The organism is Desulfonatronospira thiodismutans ASO3-1 (assembly GCF_000174435.1).
Classification (GTDB): Bacteria; Desulfobacterota; Desulfovibrionia; order Desulfovibrionales; family Desulfonatronovibrionaceae; genus Desulfonatronospira; species Desulfonatronospira thiodismutans.
Genome location: NZ_ACJN02000002.1, coordinates 763,222 through 781,573 on the forward strand (window position 1 = coordinate 763,222; position 18,352 = coordinate 781,573).

General features: G+C 43.6%; 19 protein-coding genes and 2 pseudogenes. 14 read left to right on the forward strand and 7 right to left on the reverse strand.

What is annotated here, in order from left to right:
- Positions 1 to 2: 2 nt before the first annotated feature.
- The 13 genes and pseudogenes from DTHIO_RS09670 (at position 3) to DTHIO_RS09725 (ending at position 10,406) form a co-directional block, all read left to right on the forward strand.
- Positions 3 to 1,190 (forward strand): hypothetical protein, encoded by a 1,188-nt coding sequence (locus tag DTHIO_RS09670; protein ID WP_008870118.1) that lies wholly within the window; start codon positions 3 to 5, stop codon positions 1,188 to 1,190.
- Between the two features lie 129 nt (positions 1,191 to 1,319).
- Positions 1,320 to 1,991, forward strand: a complete 672-nt coding sequence (locus DTHIO_RS09675; protein ID WP_008870119.1) for a hypothetical protein — start codon at positions 1,320 to 1,322, stop codon at positions 1,989 to 1,991.
- Positions 1,992 to 2,050: 59 nt separating this feature from the next.
- Positions 2,051 to 3,349, forward strand: coding sequence for a hypothetical protein (locus DTHIO_RS09680; protein WP_008870120.1), 1,299 nt, complete (start codon positions 2,051 to 2,053; stop codon positions 3,347 to 3,349).
- 139 nt (positions 3,350 to 3,488) lie between these two features.
- Positions 3,489 to 4,190: a hypothetical protein gene (locus DTHIO_RS09685; protein WP_008870121.1), complete on the forward strand. Its 702-nt coding sequence runs from the start codon at positions 3,489 to 3,491 to the stop codon at positions 4,188 to 4,190.
- 47 nt (positions 4,191 to 4,237) lie between these two features.
- Complete coding sequence (locus tag DTHIO_RS09690; protein ID WP_008870122.1) at positions 4,238 to 5,356, forward strand: hypothetical protein; 1,119 nt, start codon at positions 4,238 to 4,240, stop codon at positions 5,354 to 5,356.
- A 365-nt stretch (positions 5,357 to 5,721) separates the two neighbouring features.
- A complete protein-coding gene (locus DTHIO_RS22390; RefSeq protein WP_244156311.1) occupies positions 5,722 to 6,060 on the forward strand; it encodes a hypothetical protein in 339 nt (112 codons plus the stop codon).
- 21 nt (positions 6,061 to 6,081) lie between these two features.
- Complete coding sequence (locus tag DTHIO_RS22395; RefSeq protein ID WP_244156350.1) at positions 6,082 to 6,324, forward strand: hypothetical protein; 243 nt, start codon at positions 6,082 to 6,084, stop codon at positions 6,322 to 6,324.
- Between the two features lie 113 nt (positions 6,325 to 6,437).
- A pseudogene (locus DTHIO_RS09700) lies at positions 6,438 to 7,121 on the forward strand (IS630 family transposase); the annotation flags it as partial.
- A gap of 1 nt (position 7,122) precedes the next feature.
- The gene (locus tag DTHIO_RS09705; RefSeq protein WP_083803970.1) at positions 7,123 to 7,659 is read left to right on the forward strand and encodes a deoxyhypusine synthase family protein; all 537 of its coding nucleotides are present in this window, start codon (positions 7,123 to 7,125) and stop codon (positions 7,657 to 7,659) included.
- Between the two features lie 74 nt (positions 7,660 to 7,733).
- Positions 7,734 to 8,225 (forward strand): hypothetical protein, encoded by a 492-nt coding sequence (locus DTHIO_RS09710; protein WP_008870124.1) that lies wholly within the window; start codon positions 7,734 to 7,736, stop codon positions 8,223 to 8,225.
- 74 nt (positions 8,226 to 8,299) lie between these two features.
- Positions 8,300 to 8,653 (forward strand): hypothetical protein, encoded by a 354-nt coding sequence (locus DTHIO_RS09715; protein WP_008870125.1) that lies wholly within the window; start codon positions 8,300 to 8,302, stop codon positions 8,651 to 8,653.
- Positions 8,654 to 8,790: 137 nt separating this feature from the next.
- Positions 8,791 to 9,474: a hypothetical protein gene (locus tag DTHIO_RS09720; protein WP_008870126.1), complete on the forward strand. Its 684-nt coding sequence runs from the start codon at positions 8,791 to 8,793 to the stop codon at positions 9,472 to 9,474.
- Positions 9,475 to 9,698: 224 nt separating this feature from the next.
- The gene (locus DTHIO_RS09725) at positions 9,699 to 10,406 is read left to right on the forward strand and encodes a hypothetical protein (RefSeq protein ID WP_008870127.1); all 708 of its coding nucleotides are present in this window, start codon (positions 9,699 to 9,701) and stop codon (positions 10,404 to 10,406) included.
- A 33-nt stretch (positions 10,407 to 10,439) separates the two neighbouring features.
- On the opposite strand, the gene DTHIO_RS09730 is transcribed toward DTHIO_RS09725, so the two are convergent.
- The 7 genes and pseudogenes from DTHIO_RS09730 to DTHIO_RS09765 form a co-directional block, all read right to left on the reverse strand.
- Positions 10,440 to 10,676, reverse strand: a complete 237-nt coding sequence (locus tag DTHIO_RS09730; protein WP_008870128.1) for a phage integrase N-terminal SAM-like domain-containing protein — start codon at positions 10,674 to 10,676, stop codon at positions 10,440 to 10,442.
- A gap of 407 nt (positions 10,677 to 11,083) precedes the next feature.
- A pseudogene (locus tag DTHIO_RS09735) lies at positions 11,084 to 12,418 on the reverse strand (IS1380-like element ISDth1 family transposase).
- Between the two features lie 210 nt (positions 12,419 to 12,628).
- Entirely contained in the window at positions 12,629 to 13,405 is a 777-nt protein-coding gene (locus DTHIO_RS09745; protein ID WP_008870129.1) for an adenylate/guanylate cyclase domain-containing protein, read from the reverse strand.
- Positions 13,406 to 13,407: 2 nt separating this feature from the next.
- A complete protein-coding gene (locus DTHIO_RS09750) occupies positions 13,408 to 14,277 on the reverse strand; it encodes an adenylate/guanylate cyclase domain-containing protein (protein ID WP_008870130.1) in 870 nt (289 codons plus the stop codon).
- A complete protein-coding gene (locus DTHIO_RS09755) occupies positions 14,274 to 14,849 on the reverse strand; it encodes a Pycsar system effector family protein (protein WP_208596395.1) in 576 nt (191 codons plus the stop codon). The genes DTHIO_RS09750 and DTHIO_RS09755 overlap by 4 nt, the downstream gene beginning before the upstream one ends.
- A gap of 83 nt (positions 14,850 to 14,932) precedes the next feature.
- Positions 14,933 to 15,676 (reverse strand): YrzE family protein, encoded by a 744-nt coding sequence (locus DTHIO_RS09760; RefSeq protein WP_008870132.1) that lies wholly within the window; start codon positions 15,674 to 15,676, stop codon positions 14,933 to 14,935.
- A 48-nt stretch (positions 15,677 to 15,724) separates the two neighbouring features.
- Positions 15,725 to 16,636: a nitrilase-related carbon-nitrogen hydrolase gene (locus DTHIO_RS09765; RefSeq protein ID WP_083803971.1), complete on the reverse strand. Its 912-nt coding sequence runs from the start codon at positions 16,634 to 16,636 to the stop codon at positions 15,725 to 15,727.
- 160 nt (positions 16,637 to 16,796) lie between these two features.
- Between DTHIO_RS09765 and istA the strand changes: the two genes are divergently transcribed.
- On the forward strand, positions 16,797 to 18,344 hold the full coding sequence (gene istA, locus DTHIO_RS09770; RefSeq protein ID WP_008869525.1) for an IS21 family transposase: 1,548 nt from the start codon (positions 16,797 to 16,799) through the stop codon (positions 18,342 to 18,344).
- Positions 18,345 to 18,352 lie beyond the last annotated feature (8 nt).

Sequence of the window (18,352 nt, forward strand, 5' to 3'; positions counted from 1 at the left end):
TTATGAAAAATATATTTTTTGTATTTAAGATTGTATTATTCGTTTTCATATTTTCTACATATTTTGTTTTTGCTATGACAGAGGACAGAGGAGCAGAAACCGACGAACACATCGACGACATCACAACAGTAGAAGAATTGATAGAATATGGTGAGGTACCACCTGGCTTTGATAAAGAGCTTGAGTTTACTACACAAGAAGAGTTTGAGTTTCTGGTAGAAAACGGGCTGAATGGAAGAAACACTGAAGATATTACCCTTGATAATGGATACACTATCAAGGAGGGCAAGTTTACAATGTCTTGGGGTGAAAAAGCCTTGTTAGCTCCAGGTGCGATAGTTGATGAGAATGGCAATGAAATTGGCGGCGGAGAAATGGATATATCAGAGATTATGGATGGCAATATTCCTGCAGCCAATGAACTAAACTTTGAATCTTCAGAAGGAGATAGCTCAAGTGGTCAGGGTATTGAAGGGTTTTCAATGGATGGTCCTGACTACACTATAGACTATGCTGATTATTGGGAGACAGACAGTCATAAGATAGTTGAAGGTCATGGTATTCAAAAAAAAGGCGGTAATATCTATGTGGATGAGGGGCATGCTATTGATAGCGATGATGAGTTTGTTAATTACGCCGATAGCTACGAAAGCTCTGGCGACGAGTTTAATATAGGTGAGGCCAAAGCCGTACTTCTCGACGGCACACTTTTTACTGATGTTAAAGATAGTTATTTTAAAACAAAAGATGGAGCTATAACCGAAGCCAGCGTCACAAGTTCAACTGATGATAATTCCTTTACCTTTGAAGGCATTACTGTTGAAATGGATGAAAATGATACTTTCTATGTAGAACTCAATAAAGAAACAGGCAAGTTTGACCTTACCTTTGATTCAGACCAGGGGAGAATAAAAGCCACATACCCAAACGTCGGCTGCGTTGAAATTTCTCCGGGCTCAAGGTTTGAATACGTAGGCGATGCCTTCGATAACCTCGCGCTTTTTGTGCCTTCCTATGGGGTAGTGTATGAGCTTTGCATTAGAACACTTGAAAATGAAGATTTTGATTCCGATTGCAATAATTGTGGGGTTGTTGATTACAAGAACAAAACAGCCGAGTTTAACGGCATCTACCAATATGAAAAGCCTTCTGTGTTTGAGGATAGGCTGCTGGAAGAAACGACTGCTTAAACCCCTGACCTCATTTCTCTTTATTTATCGACACTTTCAAGTAACAACGCAAACGAAAGCTTTAAATAATACCATATTTATATCATTTAATATTACCCTTAATATCGAAATAATAAAAGGTGGTTAACTATGAAAAAACCTACAAAAAAATCAACAATTCCAGCCCTTGTGCTAGGCGGATTCCTAGCATACGCAACTATTGGAGACAAAGTAAATTCTGAATACCAAAACACTACACAACAAAACGCACAAGTAGAAACAGCTAAAACCGATTACAAAGCAAGTGCGCTGGAAAACTTAACTAACGCATTAGCCCCAGCAAAAGCCCACGCAGGAACAAACTACCAACGCCCAGACGATGCAACGCTGAAGGAATGGATGAACCAGCCAGTTGAAGAAACACTAGCAGGAACAAACTACACAAAAGTTAATGACCATAATTACCAAAGGGAAGTCAAACAATCCGACCAGCCGGTGATGGTGTTGTTTTATAATGCACAAGGCGAAGCTTCCGCCGGACTAACTGCTCTGACTAAAACACTACACGAAAAGTTTCCAGAGATAAAACTATGTGCATATAAACTAAGTGACAGAAATACAACACCAAGGAATGTATATAACCATGTGACTTCGGAGTACCCAGTAGAAAAAACACCATCACTACTCTTTTACGAAGAGAAAGACTTTGGAAGTGGAACTGAAAAGGGACATGCATTTAATGGTGGCATAAAAAACTTTGACTTATTGACTGACACAATAGAATCTTTTTATGAGCCAATTAAAAGAAATATGCTTGATTGAAATAAGTAAAAACAAATAAAAGCAAAATTTAAATATATTCTTTTTTATTATATTTATTCATGAAAACATTTAAACTTTTTATTGTCTTAATGTTATGTATAGTTTCTATATCTATTGCTGTCTCAGGTTGGGGTGATGCACCCGGAGCCGGAGAAGAAACCGAAGACCCAGAAGATTTCACAACAGCAAAAGAAATGATGGAACATGGTGATGTACCATCTGGCTTTGATAAAGAGCTTGAGTTTACTACACAAGAAGAGTTTGAGTTTCTGGTAGAAAACGGGCTGAATGGAAGAAACACTGAAGATATTACCCTTGATAATGGATACACTATCAAGGAGGGCAAGTTTACAATGTCTTGGGGTGAAAAAGCATTGTTAGCTCCAGGTGCGATAACTGATGAGAATGGCAATGAAATTGGCGGCGGAGAAATGGATATATCAGAGATTATGGATGGCAATATTCCTGCAGCCAATGAACTTGAGCATCAAACCCCTGAAGGAGACATCTCAAGCGGACAGGGTATTGGAGGGTTTTCAATGCTGGGCTCTGATTACACTATTGACTATGCTGATTATTGGGAGACAGACAGCCATAAGATAGTTGAAGGCCATGGTATTCAAAAAAAAGGCGGTAATATCTATGTGGATGAGGGGCATGCAATCGATAGCGATGATGAGTTTGTTAGTTACGCCAATAGCTACGAAAGCTCTGGCAACGAGTTTAGCATAGGTGAGGCCAAAGCCGTACTCCTCGATGGCACACTTTTTACTGACATTAAAGACAGCTATTTTAAAACAAAAGATGGAGCTATAACCGAAGCCAGCGTCACAAGTTCAACTGATGATAATTCTTTTACCCTTGATGGCATTACTGTTGAAATGGATGAGAATGATACTTTTAATGCTAAGCTTGATGAGGAGACGGGCAAGTTTGACTTGAGTCTTGATTCTGAACAGGGGAAAATCGAAGCTACATACCCAAATGTCGGCTGCGTTGAAATTTCTCCAGGGTCAAGGTTTGAATACACGGGATCTGACTTTGATGATTTTGCGCTTTTTGTGCCTTCCTATGGGGGAGTGTATGAGCTTTGCATAAGGACGCTTCCTGAAGAAAACTACACGAGCGATTGCAGCCGGTGCGGTGTGAAGGATTTTGTCAATAAAACAGCTGAGTTTAACGGAATCTATCAGTATGAAAAGCCTTCTGTGTTTGAGGATGATATATTTAGAAATATGATTGATGCTTCTGGAAATTATTCAATGGAAGCTGACAATCACAAGTTCAACAATACCTACATTTTCCGCCGCAGCCACGGAGATGCAGCCCTGGAGCACAAGGCTCCAGTACGATTATGAAATGACATTAAGCCAAAAACCAACTTCTTGAAATTTATCGACACTTTCAAGTAACAACAAAAGCGAAAGCTTTAAATAATACCATATTTATATCATTAAATATTTCCCTTAATAACGAAATAATAAAAGGTGGTTGAACATGGAAAAACCTACAAAAAAATCAACAATTCCAGCTCTTGTGCTAGGCGGAATGCTAGCATATGGAACTATTGGAGATAAAGTTAATTCTGAATACCAAAACACTACACAAGAAAACGCACAATTAGAAACAGCTCAAACTGATTATAAAGCAAGTGCTTTAGAAAACCTAACCAACGCTTTAGCCCCAGCAAAAGCTTTCGCACAAACTAACCAAAACTACCAACGCCCAGACGATGCAACACTGAAACAGTGGATGAACCAACCAGTTGAAGAAACATTAGCAGGAACAAACTACACAAAAGTCAACGACCATAATTATCAAAGGGAAGTCAAACAAGCCGACCAACCGACAATGGTGTTGTTTTATACAGACAACCCTAACACAGATGGAGTTAATCCTTCCAGAGGACTTGTCGCCTTAACTAAAACACTACACGAAAAGTTTCCAGAAATAAAGTTTTGTGCATATAAACTAAGTGACAGAAATACAACACCAAGGAATGTATATAACCATGTGACTTCGGAGTACCCAGTAGAAAAAACACCATCACTACTCTTTTACGAATCAAAGGACTTTGGTAGCGGAACTGAAATTATGCCTGAAAACTGGCATATGCAGGGTGGCATAGTGACTTTTGATTATCTTGATGGAAAGATAGGTGACTACTATAAACATATTCCAAAAAACTTTATAGACTAAACTAAAACAAAAATCTTTTTATATTTATATTGTATTGTAGTATCTGTATGAATATAAAATTAATAATTGCTCTATTTGTAAGTTTTCTTCTAATCACATCCTTGGCTATTGCACCCGGAGGCGGAGAAGAAACCCAAGACCCAGAAGATTTCACAACAGCAAAAGAAATGATGGAACATGGTGAGGTACCACCTGGCTTTGATAAAGAGCTTGAGTTTACTACACAAGAAGAGTTTGAGTTTCTGGTAGAAAACGGGCTGAATGGAAGAAACACTGAAGATATTACCCTTGATAATGGATACACTATCAATGAGGGCAAGTTTACAATGTCTTGGGGTGAAAAAGCATTGTTAGCTCCTGGTGCGATAACTGATGAAAATGGCAATGAAATCGGCGGCGGAGAAATGGATATAACAGAGATTATGGAAGGCAATATCCCATCAGCCGATGAACTTGAGCATCAAACCCCTGAAGGAGACATCTCAAGCGGACAGGGCTTAGAGGGAATGAACTGGCAAGGAAGCGACTACACTATTGACTATGCTGATTATTGGGAGACAGAAAGTCATAAGATAGTTGAAGGCCATGGTATTCAAAAATCAGGCGGTAATATCTATGTGGATGAGGGGCATGCAATCGATAGCGATGATGAGTTTGTTAGTTACGCCGATAGCTACGAAAGCTCTGGCGATGAGTTTAGCATAGGTGAGGCCAAAGCCGTACTTCTCGACGGCACACTTTTTACTGATGTTAAAGATAGTTATTTTAAAACAAAAGATGGAGCTATAACCGAAGCCAGCGTCACAAGTTCAACTGATGATAATTCTTTTACCCTTGATGGCATTACTGTTGAAATGGATGAGAATGATACTTTTAATGCTAAGCTTGATGAGGAGACGGGCAAGTTCGATCTAAGCCTTGATTCTGAACAGGGGAAAATCGAAGCTACATACCCAAATGTCGGCTGCGTTGAAATTTCTCCAGGGTCAAGGTTTGAATACACGGGATCTGACTTTGATGATTTTGCGCTTTTTGTGCCTTCCTATGGGGGAGTGTATGAGCTTTGCATAAGGACGCTTCCTGAAGAAAACTACACGAGCGATTGCAGCCGGTGCGGTGTGAAGGATTTTGTCAATAAAATGAGGAAGATTTGGGGTCGGACCTAATCAAGTTATTGAGTTGATTGTATAAATATCCTCTATATAGTCTAAAATTGGCCTTAGAACGCCCATTTCGATGCTCAAAAACCAGTTGTAAGCAAATATGCCCAGAGCCAACAGATATTTTTTGCCTGATCATGTATGGCATATTACCCATAGATGCCATAAAAAGGAATTCTTGCTTAAATTCGCCAAGGACCGTAGCACATGGGTAAAATGGTTGTTTGAAGCCAAAAAAAGGTATGGGCTACAGGTATTGAACTATACGGTTACCTCGAATCCCAGTTAAATGCGCTGCGCTGTCCTTCGGCCCCAGTAAAGCAAAAGAAAGCTTCACGGGGTAAAAATTTAACGGGACAGGTCATATTCACTTGCCGGTACACGGTCATGAAGACAAAGATGCTATACCCAGATCGCTACAATTGATAGCTGGCAGGACAGGCCAGGAATACAATCAAAGGAAGAAGCGTAAGGGGGCTTTCTGGGAAGACAGGTATCACGCTACAGCAGTGGATGTTGATGAACACCTTGTTCGATGTCTGGTCTATATAGACTTGAATATGGTCAGGTCCAGAGTGGTTAAGCATCCCAATGAGTGGAGTCACGGGGGATACCCTGAAATAGTCGAGCCCCAGCAAAGATGCCGGTTTATCAACAGGGATCTCTTGCAAAAACTCCTGGATATCGATGATGGTTTATCAGGGATTTAGTCTGGATGGGTTCAGACAACATTGGATGAGAGAACTCCAAGGCAAGCCGACTGGACTGAAGGTGTTGCAGTAGGCTGTAAGGATTTTGTAGAAAAGATAAAGGAAATGCTTGGCGGAAGAGCTTGTGGCAGAAGAGTTCATGAAGTAAGCAAGACTGGGTCATATACTCTGAAAGAGCCTGTATTGGCTTATAATGATGTTTTTGATGGTAAAAAGGGGCTTCTAATCACGCGAACCACGCGAAGCGCGTGGCAGGACGCGTGACTGAAAACAGGCTAATTCGGGACATTCACCCGGTGAAATAACGCTTCGCGTTGAAGCATTGCTGGATTTCATTGGGTTTATCCTGATATTTAAGGATGATGGTTAGGTCCGACCCCAAAGAAAGCAAAGGCTGGGTGATTCCTCCGGAGCAGAACGGCAACTTCGTGGCCCACATGGAACATGTATTGGATATCTATAAAAGATCTTTTGATCCCCTTTATCCAGTGGTGTGCATGGATGAATCCCCAAAGCAACTTATTTCAGAAAAAAGAACACCGATTAAAGCCTCGCCGGGAAAACCAGCAAGGCATGACTATGAATATAAGCGTTGCGGAGTCTGCAATATTTTTATTGCTTTTGAGCCCCTGGCTGGGAAACGCCTCGTAAAGATTACAGAAAGGAAAACCAAACAGGATTGGGCCTTCTTTTTAAAAGATATTGATGAGCAATACCAGGAAGCCAAGAAGATTACCCTGGTCATGGACAATTTAAATACTCATGGTCCAGGTTCTTTGTACGACACCTTTCCACCTGATCAGGCTAAATCGTTATGGGACAGATTTGATTTTGTATACACCCCCAAGCATGGAAGCTGGTTGAACATTGCTGAGATTGAACTAAATGTACTTCATGGACAATGCCTTAATCGCCGCATAGACGATATAGAAATAGTAAGAAAGGAAGTCTCAGCCTGGCAAAACATGAGAAACAACAATACCGCTCAAGTTAACTGGCAATTTACCGCAGAAAATGCACGGGTGAAGCTTCATAGGCTTTATCCGACATTTGGTGATTGACATGACACTAGCTGAAAATGTCCAGGGGCCGGGAATACTCAAAAGCGCCTATGAAAACGGTGTTCCTGTTTACATTCAAGCCTTTACAGATTCTGAGCTGGCCCTGGATATTGCCACTCACATGATCAAGAAGAAGGGCCTGAAAGGAGCCACAAGCCAGGTCCTTGATTATTCATTCAATCCCTTCCTGGATTTGTTGAGCTATACCAACAAAATTATCGAGGCTAAGAAAATCGGCATCTTCACCATAGGCGGCGGTGTCCCCAGGAACTGGGCGCAGCAGGTGGGGCCGTTTATGGAGATTGCAAGCCAGAGACTTGATCTGGATCTGCCTGAGCGTAGATTCCATTACGGCATCAGGATATGCCCCGAGCCTGTTCATTGGGGTGGGCTTTCCGGCTGCACAAACCAGGAAGGGACTTCCTGGGGCAAGTTTGTACCGGAAAGCGAAGGTGGAAAATATGCTGAGATCTATTCGGATGCGACCATTGCCTGGCCTTTGCTGGTGATGGGTCTGGTAGATAGAATTGGTGGTTGATTTTGAGTGACTTATTGGGCATGGTAAATAAAATTTACTTATCATAGTGTTAGACCTCGCCAGGAGAGTGCGTTGTGAAACTGAAACTGAATGGATGGCAGCGTCTCTGGGTTGTGGCGGCCGGTATCTATTTTATCGTTGTCTGCGTAGTTGGGGCAGCAATGTTTCCCGATGGTGCTCGCTTAGAAGCAGAGAGAGCGAAAGTTGCCATTGACTTGGCGCTCCGAGCACAAGTAGATGCTGCTCGCACCCTCGGAAACGAACGGGCTGAGCTTGACGCGCTAAGTAATCTAAAGCGAGGTGCCGCGGAGATTCGAACCGAAGCATACGGCGACCTTTCGGACGCCGAGCTTATTCAACGTATTCGCACAACCTTCGGTGGGAAAGCCGATTTCTCTACTTTGGACGAAAGAATTAAACGTGATGCCGAGCACCTTCGTGATGACCGGACAACTTTCATATTTCAAGCTGCGGCTTGGTGGACCATCCCTGTATTGGCTCTCTACATACTCGGTTCCGCTATTGGGTGGGTCATTCGTGGCTTCCGGAATAAAGGCGAGGTCTAACCTTTCGTTGCAGGGGATCTTGCGCATAAAGCTGCGCAAGGCCCCTGAACTCAAACGTTAGCACTTGAAGGCAAATGCAACCTACTGAGTCGTGGATCAAAGACTGGAGTTACGGGCTTTCCCCGGCGGAAGAGCGTGAGATTTCCGGCGAACTGGTGAGAATTTTTCAAAAATTCTGGTGCTGGGCCGAACTTGATCAGAAGTCGAAGTCCACGCAGCAGAGATATAGCGCTTCACTCCACGCCATGGGTGGCTGGGCTGTCCAAGAGGTCGCAGAAAAGAAGGCCAGGATGGACGCTCATCGCCTACTTGTCGAAGCTACGTCCGGAGGAGGTGGGCCATTGATTTACTTGGATAGAGAAGAATGGCAAAAAGAACTGGACACAGTATGTCGGAAGCTCAGCAAGTTTCTCTGCTCGCAGTGCTAACAAAGGGTTCAACCGGACGCCGGGTAAACTCCGGGCCGGCAAAGCCGGGCGAGTTCAGTGGCGGCGCCGGTTAACCCAAACGTTAGGGGCGGCATTGGCCAGATGTCGTGGCAAAGTGATGAGCAGGAGAAGAACGGATGAGCCTTTTCGGGAAAATATTTAAGCGCACACCGGAATCGCTACAGCTTTCTGATTGGCTGGCGAACATGACTGAGGCGTTTCTCAGAATGGGTGACGATACTCTTGGTCGAGACAAGGCATCACCAGACATGCTCGTATGCTTTACGTTGATCAATGCTACGCATACAGCACATAACCTATTGCATACTGATCCGCGAATCGCGTCTAATATTGGCCCTATATATGCCGAGTTACGCGCCTATTACGAATGCCTCTGGCAATTGATTTTATTGCACCAGTACAGCACACCTGACGAACACGATAAAATATCGCGATTATGTGGCGACGTTGCACTTCGGTTGGAACGGACTATGGAATCGCTATTCAAATCAAACCCGAACGTCAAACGAGCGCTTTCGGAAGCAACTGGGGCTGCGTATGAAAGAGTCATGGTTAATGCAGTAAATGAGTACATTCACGGCGAGCGCGCCCACGCGTTTCCCGAATCGGGCGATCATATCTCAGATAACATACGAGCGTTGTCAGGAAGGATTCAGCGACTTGGCGGTCTCGATTCATCACAGAGTGGCGCGGTATATGAAGTCTTGAGCCAGGCGACCTCTAAAGCACCTTCCATGACTTTTCTTACTCAGTTCAATTTTTCGGCGTGCAAGGTGCTGCCAGATGCATTTTTCAGGTAAGCTTGCCCCTAACAACCGCATTAACCCGGACTGGCAATTCCGCTGCGCTCCATTGCCAGCCGGTTATGCGGAGCGTTAAGTTTCAGGAATAATACTCATGCCTGAACATAAATTTTATTCAATTAGAACAGGAAAAAACAAAAACACAGAAGGTTTTTCGTTGATAGAACTCAGTGAGCTGTTTTTGAGGGTTTTTTACCAGTTCAAAAGGGATGGGTTCTTTGATGAAAGCTTTGGCTTTTATTGTTGTTGATCAAGATTATATTCCAGGCAAAATAGTAGATATTGACTTAGAAATATTATTAAAAATTAGAAAGAAAAACTTGTGGCCAATTGATGAACATATTAAGCAATACTCTGAGGATGATCTGTTTGACATTATTGAATTTTTGCATATTCATGTCTCTAAACCTGTAGATGGTACATATCACAATTGGAATAACTGTGGTATGCATTGGGAAACATTCAATAAAATTGAAGGCCAATCTGAATTTCGACAAAAAATCAATGAACTCCTAAATATGTATTCTAAAACTTTTGAACTATCTGAGAAAGGTGAGATCCTTCACAAGCCTGAAGTAGGATTTGAAAAAATATTTGAAGCAGATATTCCTTCTCAGGATCAGAATGTAACGGACAGAATAAGCTCGGCCATTCTGAGATATAGGCGGCATGGGTCTACAATGGATGATAGGAGACAGGCTGTTCGTGATTTAGCTGATGTCCTTGAATATTTGAGGCCAAAAGTAAAAAGCATCCTTACCAAAGAGGATGAAAAGGATTTATTCAATTTGGCTAATAACTTTGGCATCCGCCACCATAATGAAAAACAAAAGACGGATTATGATACTTCCCTATGGTTGAGTTGGATGTTTTATTATTATCTTGCGACAATCCATGTGCTTTTAAGAAAAATCAATATGGACAATTAACAATTCGTCCACCACGGTAAGAACTTCAGGCCCCTAGAGATCGAGCTTGACCGCGCTCCAGGAATGCGTGTCCAGGAGTTTCGTGAAATAATCAAGCAACTGCTCGGATGAGAGGTCGTCAACTTTGCCATCGAAATAGTTGCCGATACGCCGGATCGCCCTGGCGTAGGCGTCGATGGTCTTGGGCTGTAGCCCGCCCAGCTTGAGGCATTTTAGGTGTTGTTGATACTTCTTGTTGAAATGGGGATCTTGCGGCATGGCGGTGTTCATTGTAACCTCCTTGGTAATGGTTGATGCGGCGGCTCCCTTTGCTCCGCCACTTCTTACCCATTACCGAATGCCGTGAGATTACAACATGTTCATTATGGCCAAAGAAGGTCACCTTGGCCTTGTCTGCCGCGTAGCGGCTTCGTCCAACAAAACCATTCAGCGGACGCGCCAAAGGCGCGCGCCGCTGATGGTTGGCGTTAGCATTTCACCTGAATCCGTGACGTTATATACATAGACCCCTGCGCAGCCCTCCGAGAGGGCGTTTACGGTCCATCCGAGCCTTCCGGAATGGGCAAAAACAGGGCACTTAGCGATAAATAAGCATGATAAGCCTCAAATATTCATATTTTTCCAGATTTTGGACCCACTACTCCCTGGGTGTTTTATCCATGCGCCTCCTCCTGGCCTTACGCCTGCTTGAGACGTGTGAACAGCGAGGCGAACCAGTCAAACCACGGCCTGGAACATCCCAGCTGCAGGATCAGCTGCCGGGCATGCTTCACCAGACGGCAGGAGAGGAAGACCACACTGGTCATCACGGTCTTGATTCTGCGCCTGGTGGCTTTCTTAAGTCCCAGGGCCTTTTGGACTACCATGTCCTCTGCAACAACCTTGAGCATATTATAGGTCAGCATGCCCATAAGCAAAAAGGCACTGTTCACCTGGAACTTTCCCGAGGGCAAGCGCTCCATGTCCATCTCGGACTTGAACTCGGAGTGAAACTGCTCACTGGTTCCCCGCATCCGGTAGAGCTTGAGCACTTCCTTGTCAGAAAAGGCCTGGTCAAGAGAGGTCCAGACACTGAACACCTTGGCCTGGGGCATGAGCAAAAGCTGCCCTTTCTTCTTGAAGATTTCCCGGACTTCGAAAACAAGGCGCACAGGCTCATCGCAGCCGTCAATGTGGCGATAAGTGCTGCCTCGATACAGGTCATATCCTTTCTTCTCATCCGAAAATACCAGCTCTCCCTTCTCCTTGGCTACTTCAAGCCAGTTTTCAAGGCTCTCACGTCTTATATTGTGCTTGATCAGAAAGTCGGTATTCGGGCGATTCCAAAGGTTTTGAAGCATCTGCTGATTGTCAAAGCCACAATCCATCACCAGGAGCTTGGTCTCCTCGACCATCCTGTCTGCAAAACCAAGGCTCTGCAGGACAAAGTCTATGGCTTCCCGGCTATGAGTAGAAAAATTGCCGGGATAGAGCTTGGCATTGATCATCCAGCCCCCGGCAAAATGAGCAAAAACAGGAGAAAACCCGAACTGGTTGTTGTAGGTATAGGCAGCACCTTCTTTCTTGGTGTCGGCATTGTCGTAGATGACCGGGTCAATGTCCACACGCACCCACTTCTTTTGGTCCTTCTTGATGTATTCATTTTCTACCCCGGACTTTTTCCAGAGTTTGATGGAAAGCTCGGGCAGAATAGTCTCCAGATCCTTATTCAAAGCCAGCTCCTAAAACTTCTGCCTGTAGGTTTCAGCAGAAGGTACACGATCAATGCTCATGGAGTTCATAAAGAACTCGTCACCGATAACAGCTTTGGCGTGGTCAAAGTCGGACTTGCCCTGGCTCAAAAGGCCGATCATAGTTCTCAGGATATCTGCCGCGGTTATCTGGGGATTACCGGAAGTAATGGCTTTAGCTATTTTGTCCAGTTCTATCGCCCTGACCATTTCGCCCAGCAAAATCAGGCCGGCCGGGCCTGTCTGCAGGTCATCCTTATTAACCACTTTAGATATCTTCATTATTGTAGCCTCCATCACCTGTTGGGTGCAGTTTCAAAAAAGTTGCATTAGTGATGGAACCTACTGAAATTTATGGATAAAGTCAACAAAAAACTGCATTGTTACTGCAATGTTTATGCAACAAGTTCACGGAATCAGGGTAAGCATTCAGGGGGTAATAAGCTATGCAATGCACTGCTGAGCTGCTAAATTTTACCCCTGAATGCTTCCCTATGATGGACCGGATCTTTCGAGTAGGTATCCGTTTACTCCGTTTTTGATCGTCCGTTTGAAATTAAGCATGCCTTTTTTCCCTATTGGCCAGGATTGATATAAAAATTCATCAACATGAATCTCATCGTTGCCATTTGAAAGCTTAGAGGCTCTGAAAACACACTCACCGAATACCTTAGGCTGGACATACTCTTTAAGACCGACAAGTGTCACTACCGCTTGACTCATGGCCATCCCAATACCAATCTGCAAAGGTGGGAGGCTATATCTTTTTTCAAGAGCATTGTTGACCACTTCATGGGTTACGGACAGGCATTGTGATGCGGCTCTGTAGGACTGTCTTATCGATGTTTCTCTGTCCTCTCCATAGGCTCTAAAAAGGGCCAGAACTCCATCCCCGAGATATTCTGTTACCTTGCCATCATGGTCAGAAACCGTTTTAGCCAGGGCAGGGAGCAAAGCAGAGGTTTCATAAAAAACGCGCTGTAACTGGCTGACTTTGGCCTTTTTTGCACTGATTGCTTCAAGCAGATGCTTGCTTGAATCACGCATATCCGCAACTAGGGCAATAAAGTAATCCACCTTTGGCTTCATGTCCTCAAGGTATGGATAACCAGGTATTTGAGTCGGAATTGAATCTTCAAGCAAAGCCTTAAGTGAGGCTCGTTTACTGAAATCAAGGTGTCGGGAAACTTGCTCCCAAATTAGTTCAGCCTTATCAAGCTCACTTTCGACAAGTTTGTGTATATCTGCATGGTTATCAGGTGTAGACATTGCTAACCTAATCCTAGGCCGAAGCCCTTTTTTTTGTAATAGTTGTGATCTGCATAAAATCTTAATCCAAGAGACTGCCCCAATGTTCTTGCTCTGAACGATCCACAATGCTCTTTGGAACGCGGATCAGGCAGCAAAAAATGATGTTTTAATTTATCAAGATGATAGTAACATCCTATATCTGTTAGCAATGTATAGAAATTGCTGAAATAAGGGTTTAAATATTCGGACAGGCCACTTCTGGGTATCGAGCTTTCCAAAACACTTTTTCCGATAAGCACATCATCGCCGGAATTAAACATGCTGCTTGATAGTTTTGCTGCTTGATTTATAGAGGGGCCGAAGGCCTTTGATGAGATAAAATCAGGGTTGCCGACTTTTGTGATGATTATGTTGCCTGCATCCACACCAATACCACAAAGTAAAGGTTCTATCCCATAATCTGCCAGTATGGGATTAACTATTCTCCCCACACAGTCATCCATCCAGCCAGCTGCTTTTATAGACAATTTCAAAGCTTCAACATTGCCAAGTTTCGCTCCGTCCCAGTGGGCCATAATCCCATCACCAGGATATTCAACTACAAAACCATCCAATTCAGATACAATCCGTGCCAGGGAGGGCAACAGAGCCTGCATGGACAATAATGTTTTTTCCGGTCCTAAATCAATAGTTCTTTTAGTTGATTCCCTGATATCCAGGAATAATGTTGAAAAAAAACCTTCTTTGTATTCACCTGGAACCATTCTGGAATAACCAGGATAAGCAGTCTTGGAATATTTGGATTGAATCTTTTGAGCTTGGTCAAGGCATCTGCTGATATTTCGATTTGTGTAATTGTACAGCAAATCAAAACTAAAATTATCACTCATGATATCAATCCTTCAAAAAGTATTAGCCAAACAAAAAAGCCGAAGATTAAACCACCTATAAGACAGTGGTAGGCCGCCTTTTGATGACTGATTTTCTTATCCCTTATGTATGCGAGCTTCATTTGTTCAAATACAAGCTCATCAATTATTGAGTTTTCATCCGGTAAATTTTCAAGGCATTCGCTAATACTTATTTTAGATTTAATGTTTTGATTTTTTATAAACCCATGCCACCATTTAAAGTGGTAAATTCCGCCGAGAAAAAATGATCCGTTGACTTTATTTGCACCACTGACCATCTTTGCCGGATTGTTACTTGACCAAAGTCCCAGTATACTTGATACAAATGTTGCTAGCCAAAACAAAGCAAAAGTTATTACCAAACCTGCAATAATCACTTTACAACCAGTACCAGCCTGAGACCAAGTATGGGACAAGGATTTGGCAAACACCTGTGACTGAGTCACAGGCAATACTAATACTACCAATATGGCAGTGAGCTTTGTATCCACAGCCCTTATGGTTGATTGCATATCCTGGATAGATGCAATCAGAAAATTAAATCTGTTCATATCTACAGTTGTCATTGGTTAATACCTCAACTTTCGGAGTTGAGCTCATAAGAAAGCAAAAAATTAAATAAATAGCACAGGACTTATAATAATCTATCCCATTCAATTGCATCATAAACAAAATATTTCCACGGTGTCATTCCTACCAACCACAATAATAATGCTGTAACACCAAACATCCAAGCACAACCAATTATTCCGCCTAATACAAATATGCCCAAAAAAACCCCAAATAAATCCTTAAGTGTGTCACCAAAAAAAATAAAAAACGAAATTAACGGAATGAACACAATCAGAAATAGAATAGCGTAACATATCAGCTTAAATAAAATTTTCGTTAGTTCCTCTTTCTTCCTGGTCTTCCGTTCCTGCTCAAACATACGAGCAGCTATTTTAGCATTCTCAAGTCTTTCAGCATCCTCTTTGACCATATCGCCAATCTTTTTGCGTGACCCGGGATCAAGCTCTTCGAATTTATTGAAGCCACTTTTTTCAAGCCTCTTCACTTCTTCTTCAATTCTATTTAGCTCTTCAACCTCTTTTTTTTCAGATTTTATAAATTTATCAATTTTTTCTCGTCTGCTCTCTTTAATTTCCCAACGTTTCGTCTCTTCGATTCTTTTCTCGAGATCTATATCATTTACTTCAATTTTTTTAACAAAATCGTCATCCAGATTAAGGACTTTAAAAGGAAAATCACTAATAACCTTCCTGATTTTTTTATACTTTGCTCTTTCAGCGATTCTGATTCTTTCTAAGGTTTGATTTCTGGCCCCTTCAATTATTTGCAGAATATCTTTAAGATCATCAATCTTTATTTTGTTCATCAAAACCTCCTGTAAGCTATAGATTGCAAGTGACAAAAGCTCTATTAACTACAACCCTTCACCTTTTTCTTTCATTTTCGTCTTGAAACTTTTCGCCCAAATGTCTTGCTGAATGAGACCTTTTATGCTGTCACGATACAAGTCGTCTGTTTCCGCATGTTTGAGCGGCGCTCTGTTTATACAAAGATTTTTGGGAAAAACAGATTTTTCGTATATAAGTTTATACTGTTCAGTGCGCAGATCTTTCATCCAGTTGCCGAAAAGAGACCTTTCCCGGTATTCTCTCAAGGCTTCTATATCAATGATAGCCCCTGCATAGATGCTGGCTCCACCAGCAACTGATGAAAGTATGCGGCCGTCATAATGGACGATCATGGACTGGCCGCCAAAATTGTCCACCGGCCCGGAGGCTTCAGGGTGAACCAGGTAGGAAGCTACATTCGGGGCAACAACGTAGCAGGTGTTGTCAAGGGCTCTGGCCCTGTTCTGTACTTCCCACCAGCCTCGAGATACAGCAGGCTCAGGAGCGCTGGAGCGATAGATGATTTCTGCTCCATTCATGGCCAATCCCCGGGCAGGTTCAGGATAGTCACCCTCCTGGCAGAAGATCAGACCAATCCTGCCTATATTTGTATCTGCGACAGCATAAATAGAATCCAGGTTGTTGCCATACAATTCCAGCCATTGATCCCAAACATCATGCGGCACGGTAGAGTGCTCCCGGCAGAAGACCTGCATTTTATAACTCTGCAAAATGACCTCCCCTTCAGGATTTATAAGAAAGGCAGAATTAAAAAACCGGTCTGGAAATTTGGGGTGTTTAACCTTTGCCTGAGCTATAAGGTACAAATCAAACTCTCTGGCTACATCACCGAGTGCGTATTTCACGGGAAAACGGACAGCATTCCACAGCAAAGTGGACAGTGTTCCATGGGAAAAAGGACAGCATTCCATGCTCATGATGGACAGTCATTCCACGGCAAGGTGGACAGCATTCCACGGGAAGATGGACACCTTCACAATGAACTCGCCGCTCTAAGGAGCACCTCTTCTTTTTAAGTTTGACGCGGGATAACCTGTCAATCATGTACCTCCAAACAAATTCAAACGGGAGGTACAAATGCCACAGGAGAGGTTATCCATGCGAAAAATTTCTGAAATCCTGCGTTTAAAATACGGACAAGGCTTCAGCACCCGCCAGATTGCCAAGTGCTGCGATATAGGCAAGTCCACAGTTGCCACCTATATATCCAGAGCAAAAAATGCCGGGATTTTCTGGCCGCTGCCTGAGAATATGACAGAGGAGAGGCTTCACGAGCTTCTGTTTCCTCCGCAGCAAAATGAGCATAAAGTATCTACCCCAGTACCGGACTGGAACCTGGTGCATCAGGAAATGCAAAAAAAGGGTGTGACCAAGTTTTTGCTCTGGGAAGAATACAAAGAGGCCAACCCAGACGGCTTCGAGTACAGCTGGTTCTGCCGGGAATACAGAGCATGGCGCGGCAAGCTTGATCTGGTCATGCGCCACAACCACAGGGCCGGCGAAAAGCTCTTCGTTGATTATGCCGGCCATACTGTACCGGTTACGGATCCGGGAACAGGAGAAATAAGCCAGGCCCAGATCTTTGTAGCTGTCATGGGTGCAAGCAACTACACCTATGCGGAAGCCACCTGGAGCCAGAACCTCTGGGACTGGATCAACTCCCATGTCCGGACCTTCAAGTTTCTACAGGGAGTCCCCTTGATTACAATCCCGGACAATCTCAAGTCCGGAGTCAATAAACCCCATATATATGAGCCGGATCTGAACCCCACCTATCAAGACATGGCCCTGCACTACAATACGGCGGTCATCCCTGCCAGGAGAAAAAAGCCAAAGGACAAGGCCAAAGCCGAAAGCGGTGTGCTTCTTGTCTCCAGGTGGATTCTGGCCAGGCTCAGAAATCAGCAGTTTTTCTCCCTGTGGGAGTTAAACCTGGAAATCAGGAAGCTGCTGGAAAAGCTAAACGACAAGCCTTTCAAAAAACTGCCAGGGAGCAGGAAGTCGCTCTTTGAAGAAATAGACAGACCTGCTCTGCAGCCGCTTCCGGCCACACATTATGAATATGCCCTCTGGAAGAAGGTTAAGGTGAACATAGACTATCACGTGGAGATTGACCGGCATTACTACTCAGTTCCCCATCACCTGGTCAAAAAAAGGCTTGATGCCAGGTACACGGAAAACACTGTGGAGCTGTTCCACAAGAACTCCCGGGTGGCCAGCCATAAAAGATCCTATAACAAAAGGAGCTATACCACGGTCAAAGAACATATGCCCAAGGCTCACAGGGAGCATGATTACTGGAATCCGGAGCGGCTGATAAACTGGGCCAGCAAGACTGGACCTGCCACGGCCAAGCTGATCAAAACCATCATGGGCAAAAGGATCCATCCCCAGCAGGGCTTTAGGCCTTGCCTGGGCGTCATGCGCCTGGGCAAGCAATATGGAGAAGAAAGGCTTGAATCTGCCTGTTTAAGAGCCCTGACCCTGGGATCGACAAACTACAAGAGCGTAGAATCCATCCTGAAGAACAACCTGGACAAACAGCCTTTACCAAGTCCGTCCGAGAATTCTGAAGCTCCGGTGCTGGAGCATGACAACATCCGGGGCGCAAACTACTATCATTAAAAGGAGGA

Excerpts from the sequence above, each read along its gene's own strand:
- DTHIO_RS09670 (WP_008870118.1), top strand. The coding sequence starts at position 3 with ATGAAAAATATATTTTTTGTATTTAAGATTGTATTATTCGTTTTCATA.
- DTHIO_RS09675 (WP_008870119.1), top strand. The coding sequence starts at position 1,320 with ATGAAAAAACCTACAAAAAAATCAACAATTCCAGCCCTTGTGCTAGGC.
- DTHIO_RS09680 (WP_008870120.1), top strand. The coding sequence starts at position 2,051 with ATGAAAACATTTAAACTTTTTATTGTCTTAATGTTATGTATAGTTTCT.
- DTHIO_RS09685 (WP_008870121.1), top strand. The coding sequence starts at position 3,489 with ATGGAAAAACCTACAAAAAAATCAACAATTCCAGCTCTTGTGCTAGGC.
- DTHIO_RS09690 (WP_008870122.1), top strand. The coding sequence starts at position 4,238 with ATGAATATAAAATTAATAATTGCTCTATTTGTAAGTTTTCTTCTAATC.
- DTHIO_RS09705 (WP_083803970.1), top strand. The coding sequence starts at position 7,123 with ATGACACTAGCTGAAAATGTCCAGGGGCCGGGAATACTCAAAAGCGCC.
- DTHIO_RS09715 (WP_008870125.1), top strand. The coding sequence starts at position 8,300 with ATGCAACCTACTGAGTCGTGGATCAAAGACTGGAGTTACGGGCTTTCC.
- DTHIO_RS09720 (WP_008870126.1), top strand. The coding sequence starts at position 8,791 with ATGAGCCTTTTCGGGAAAATATTTAAGCGCACACCGGAATCGCTACAG.
- DTHIO_RS09725 (WP_008870127.1), top strand. The coding sequence starts at position 9,699 with ATGAAAGCTTTGGCTTTTATTGTTGTTGATCAAGATTATATTCCAGGC.
- DTHIO_RS09730 (WP_008870128.1), bottom strand. The coding sequence starts at position 10,676 with ATGAACACCGCCATGCCGCAAGATCCCCATTTCAACAAGAAGTATCAA.
- DTHIO_RS09745 (WP_008870129.1), bottom strand. The coding sequence starts at position 13,405 with ATGTCTACACCTGATAACCATGCAGATATACACAAACTTGTCGAAAGT.
- DTHIO_RS09750 (WP_008870130.1), bottom strand. The coding sequence starts at position 14,277 with ATGAGTGATAATTTTAGTTTTGATTTGCTGTACAATTACACAAATCGA.
- DTHIO_RS09755 (WP_208596395.1), bottom strand. The coding sequence starts at position 14,849 with ATGAACAGATTTAATTTTCTGATTGCATCTATCCAGGATATGCAATCA.
- DTHIO_RS09760 (WP_008870132.1), bottom strand. The coding sequence starts at position 15,676 with ATGAACAAAATAAAGATTGATGATCTTAAAGATATTCTGCAAATAATT.
- DTHIO_RS09765 (WP_083803971.1), bottom strand. The coding sequence starts at position 16,636 with ATGAGCATGGAATGCTGTCCTTTTTCCCATGGAACACTGTCCACTTTG.
- istA (WP_008869525.1), top strand. The coding sequence starts at position 16,797 with ATGCCACAGGAGAGGTTATCCATGCGAAAAATTTCTGAAATCCTGCGT.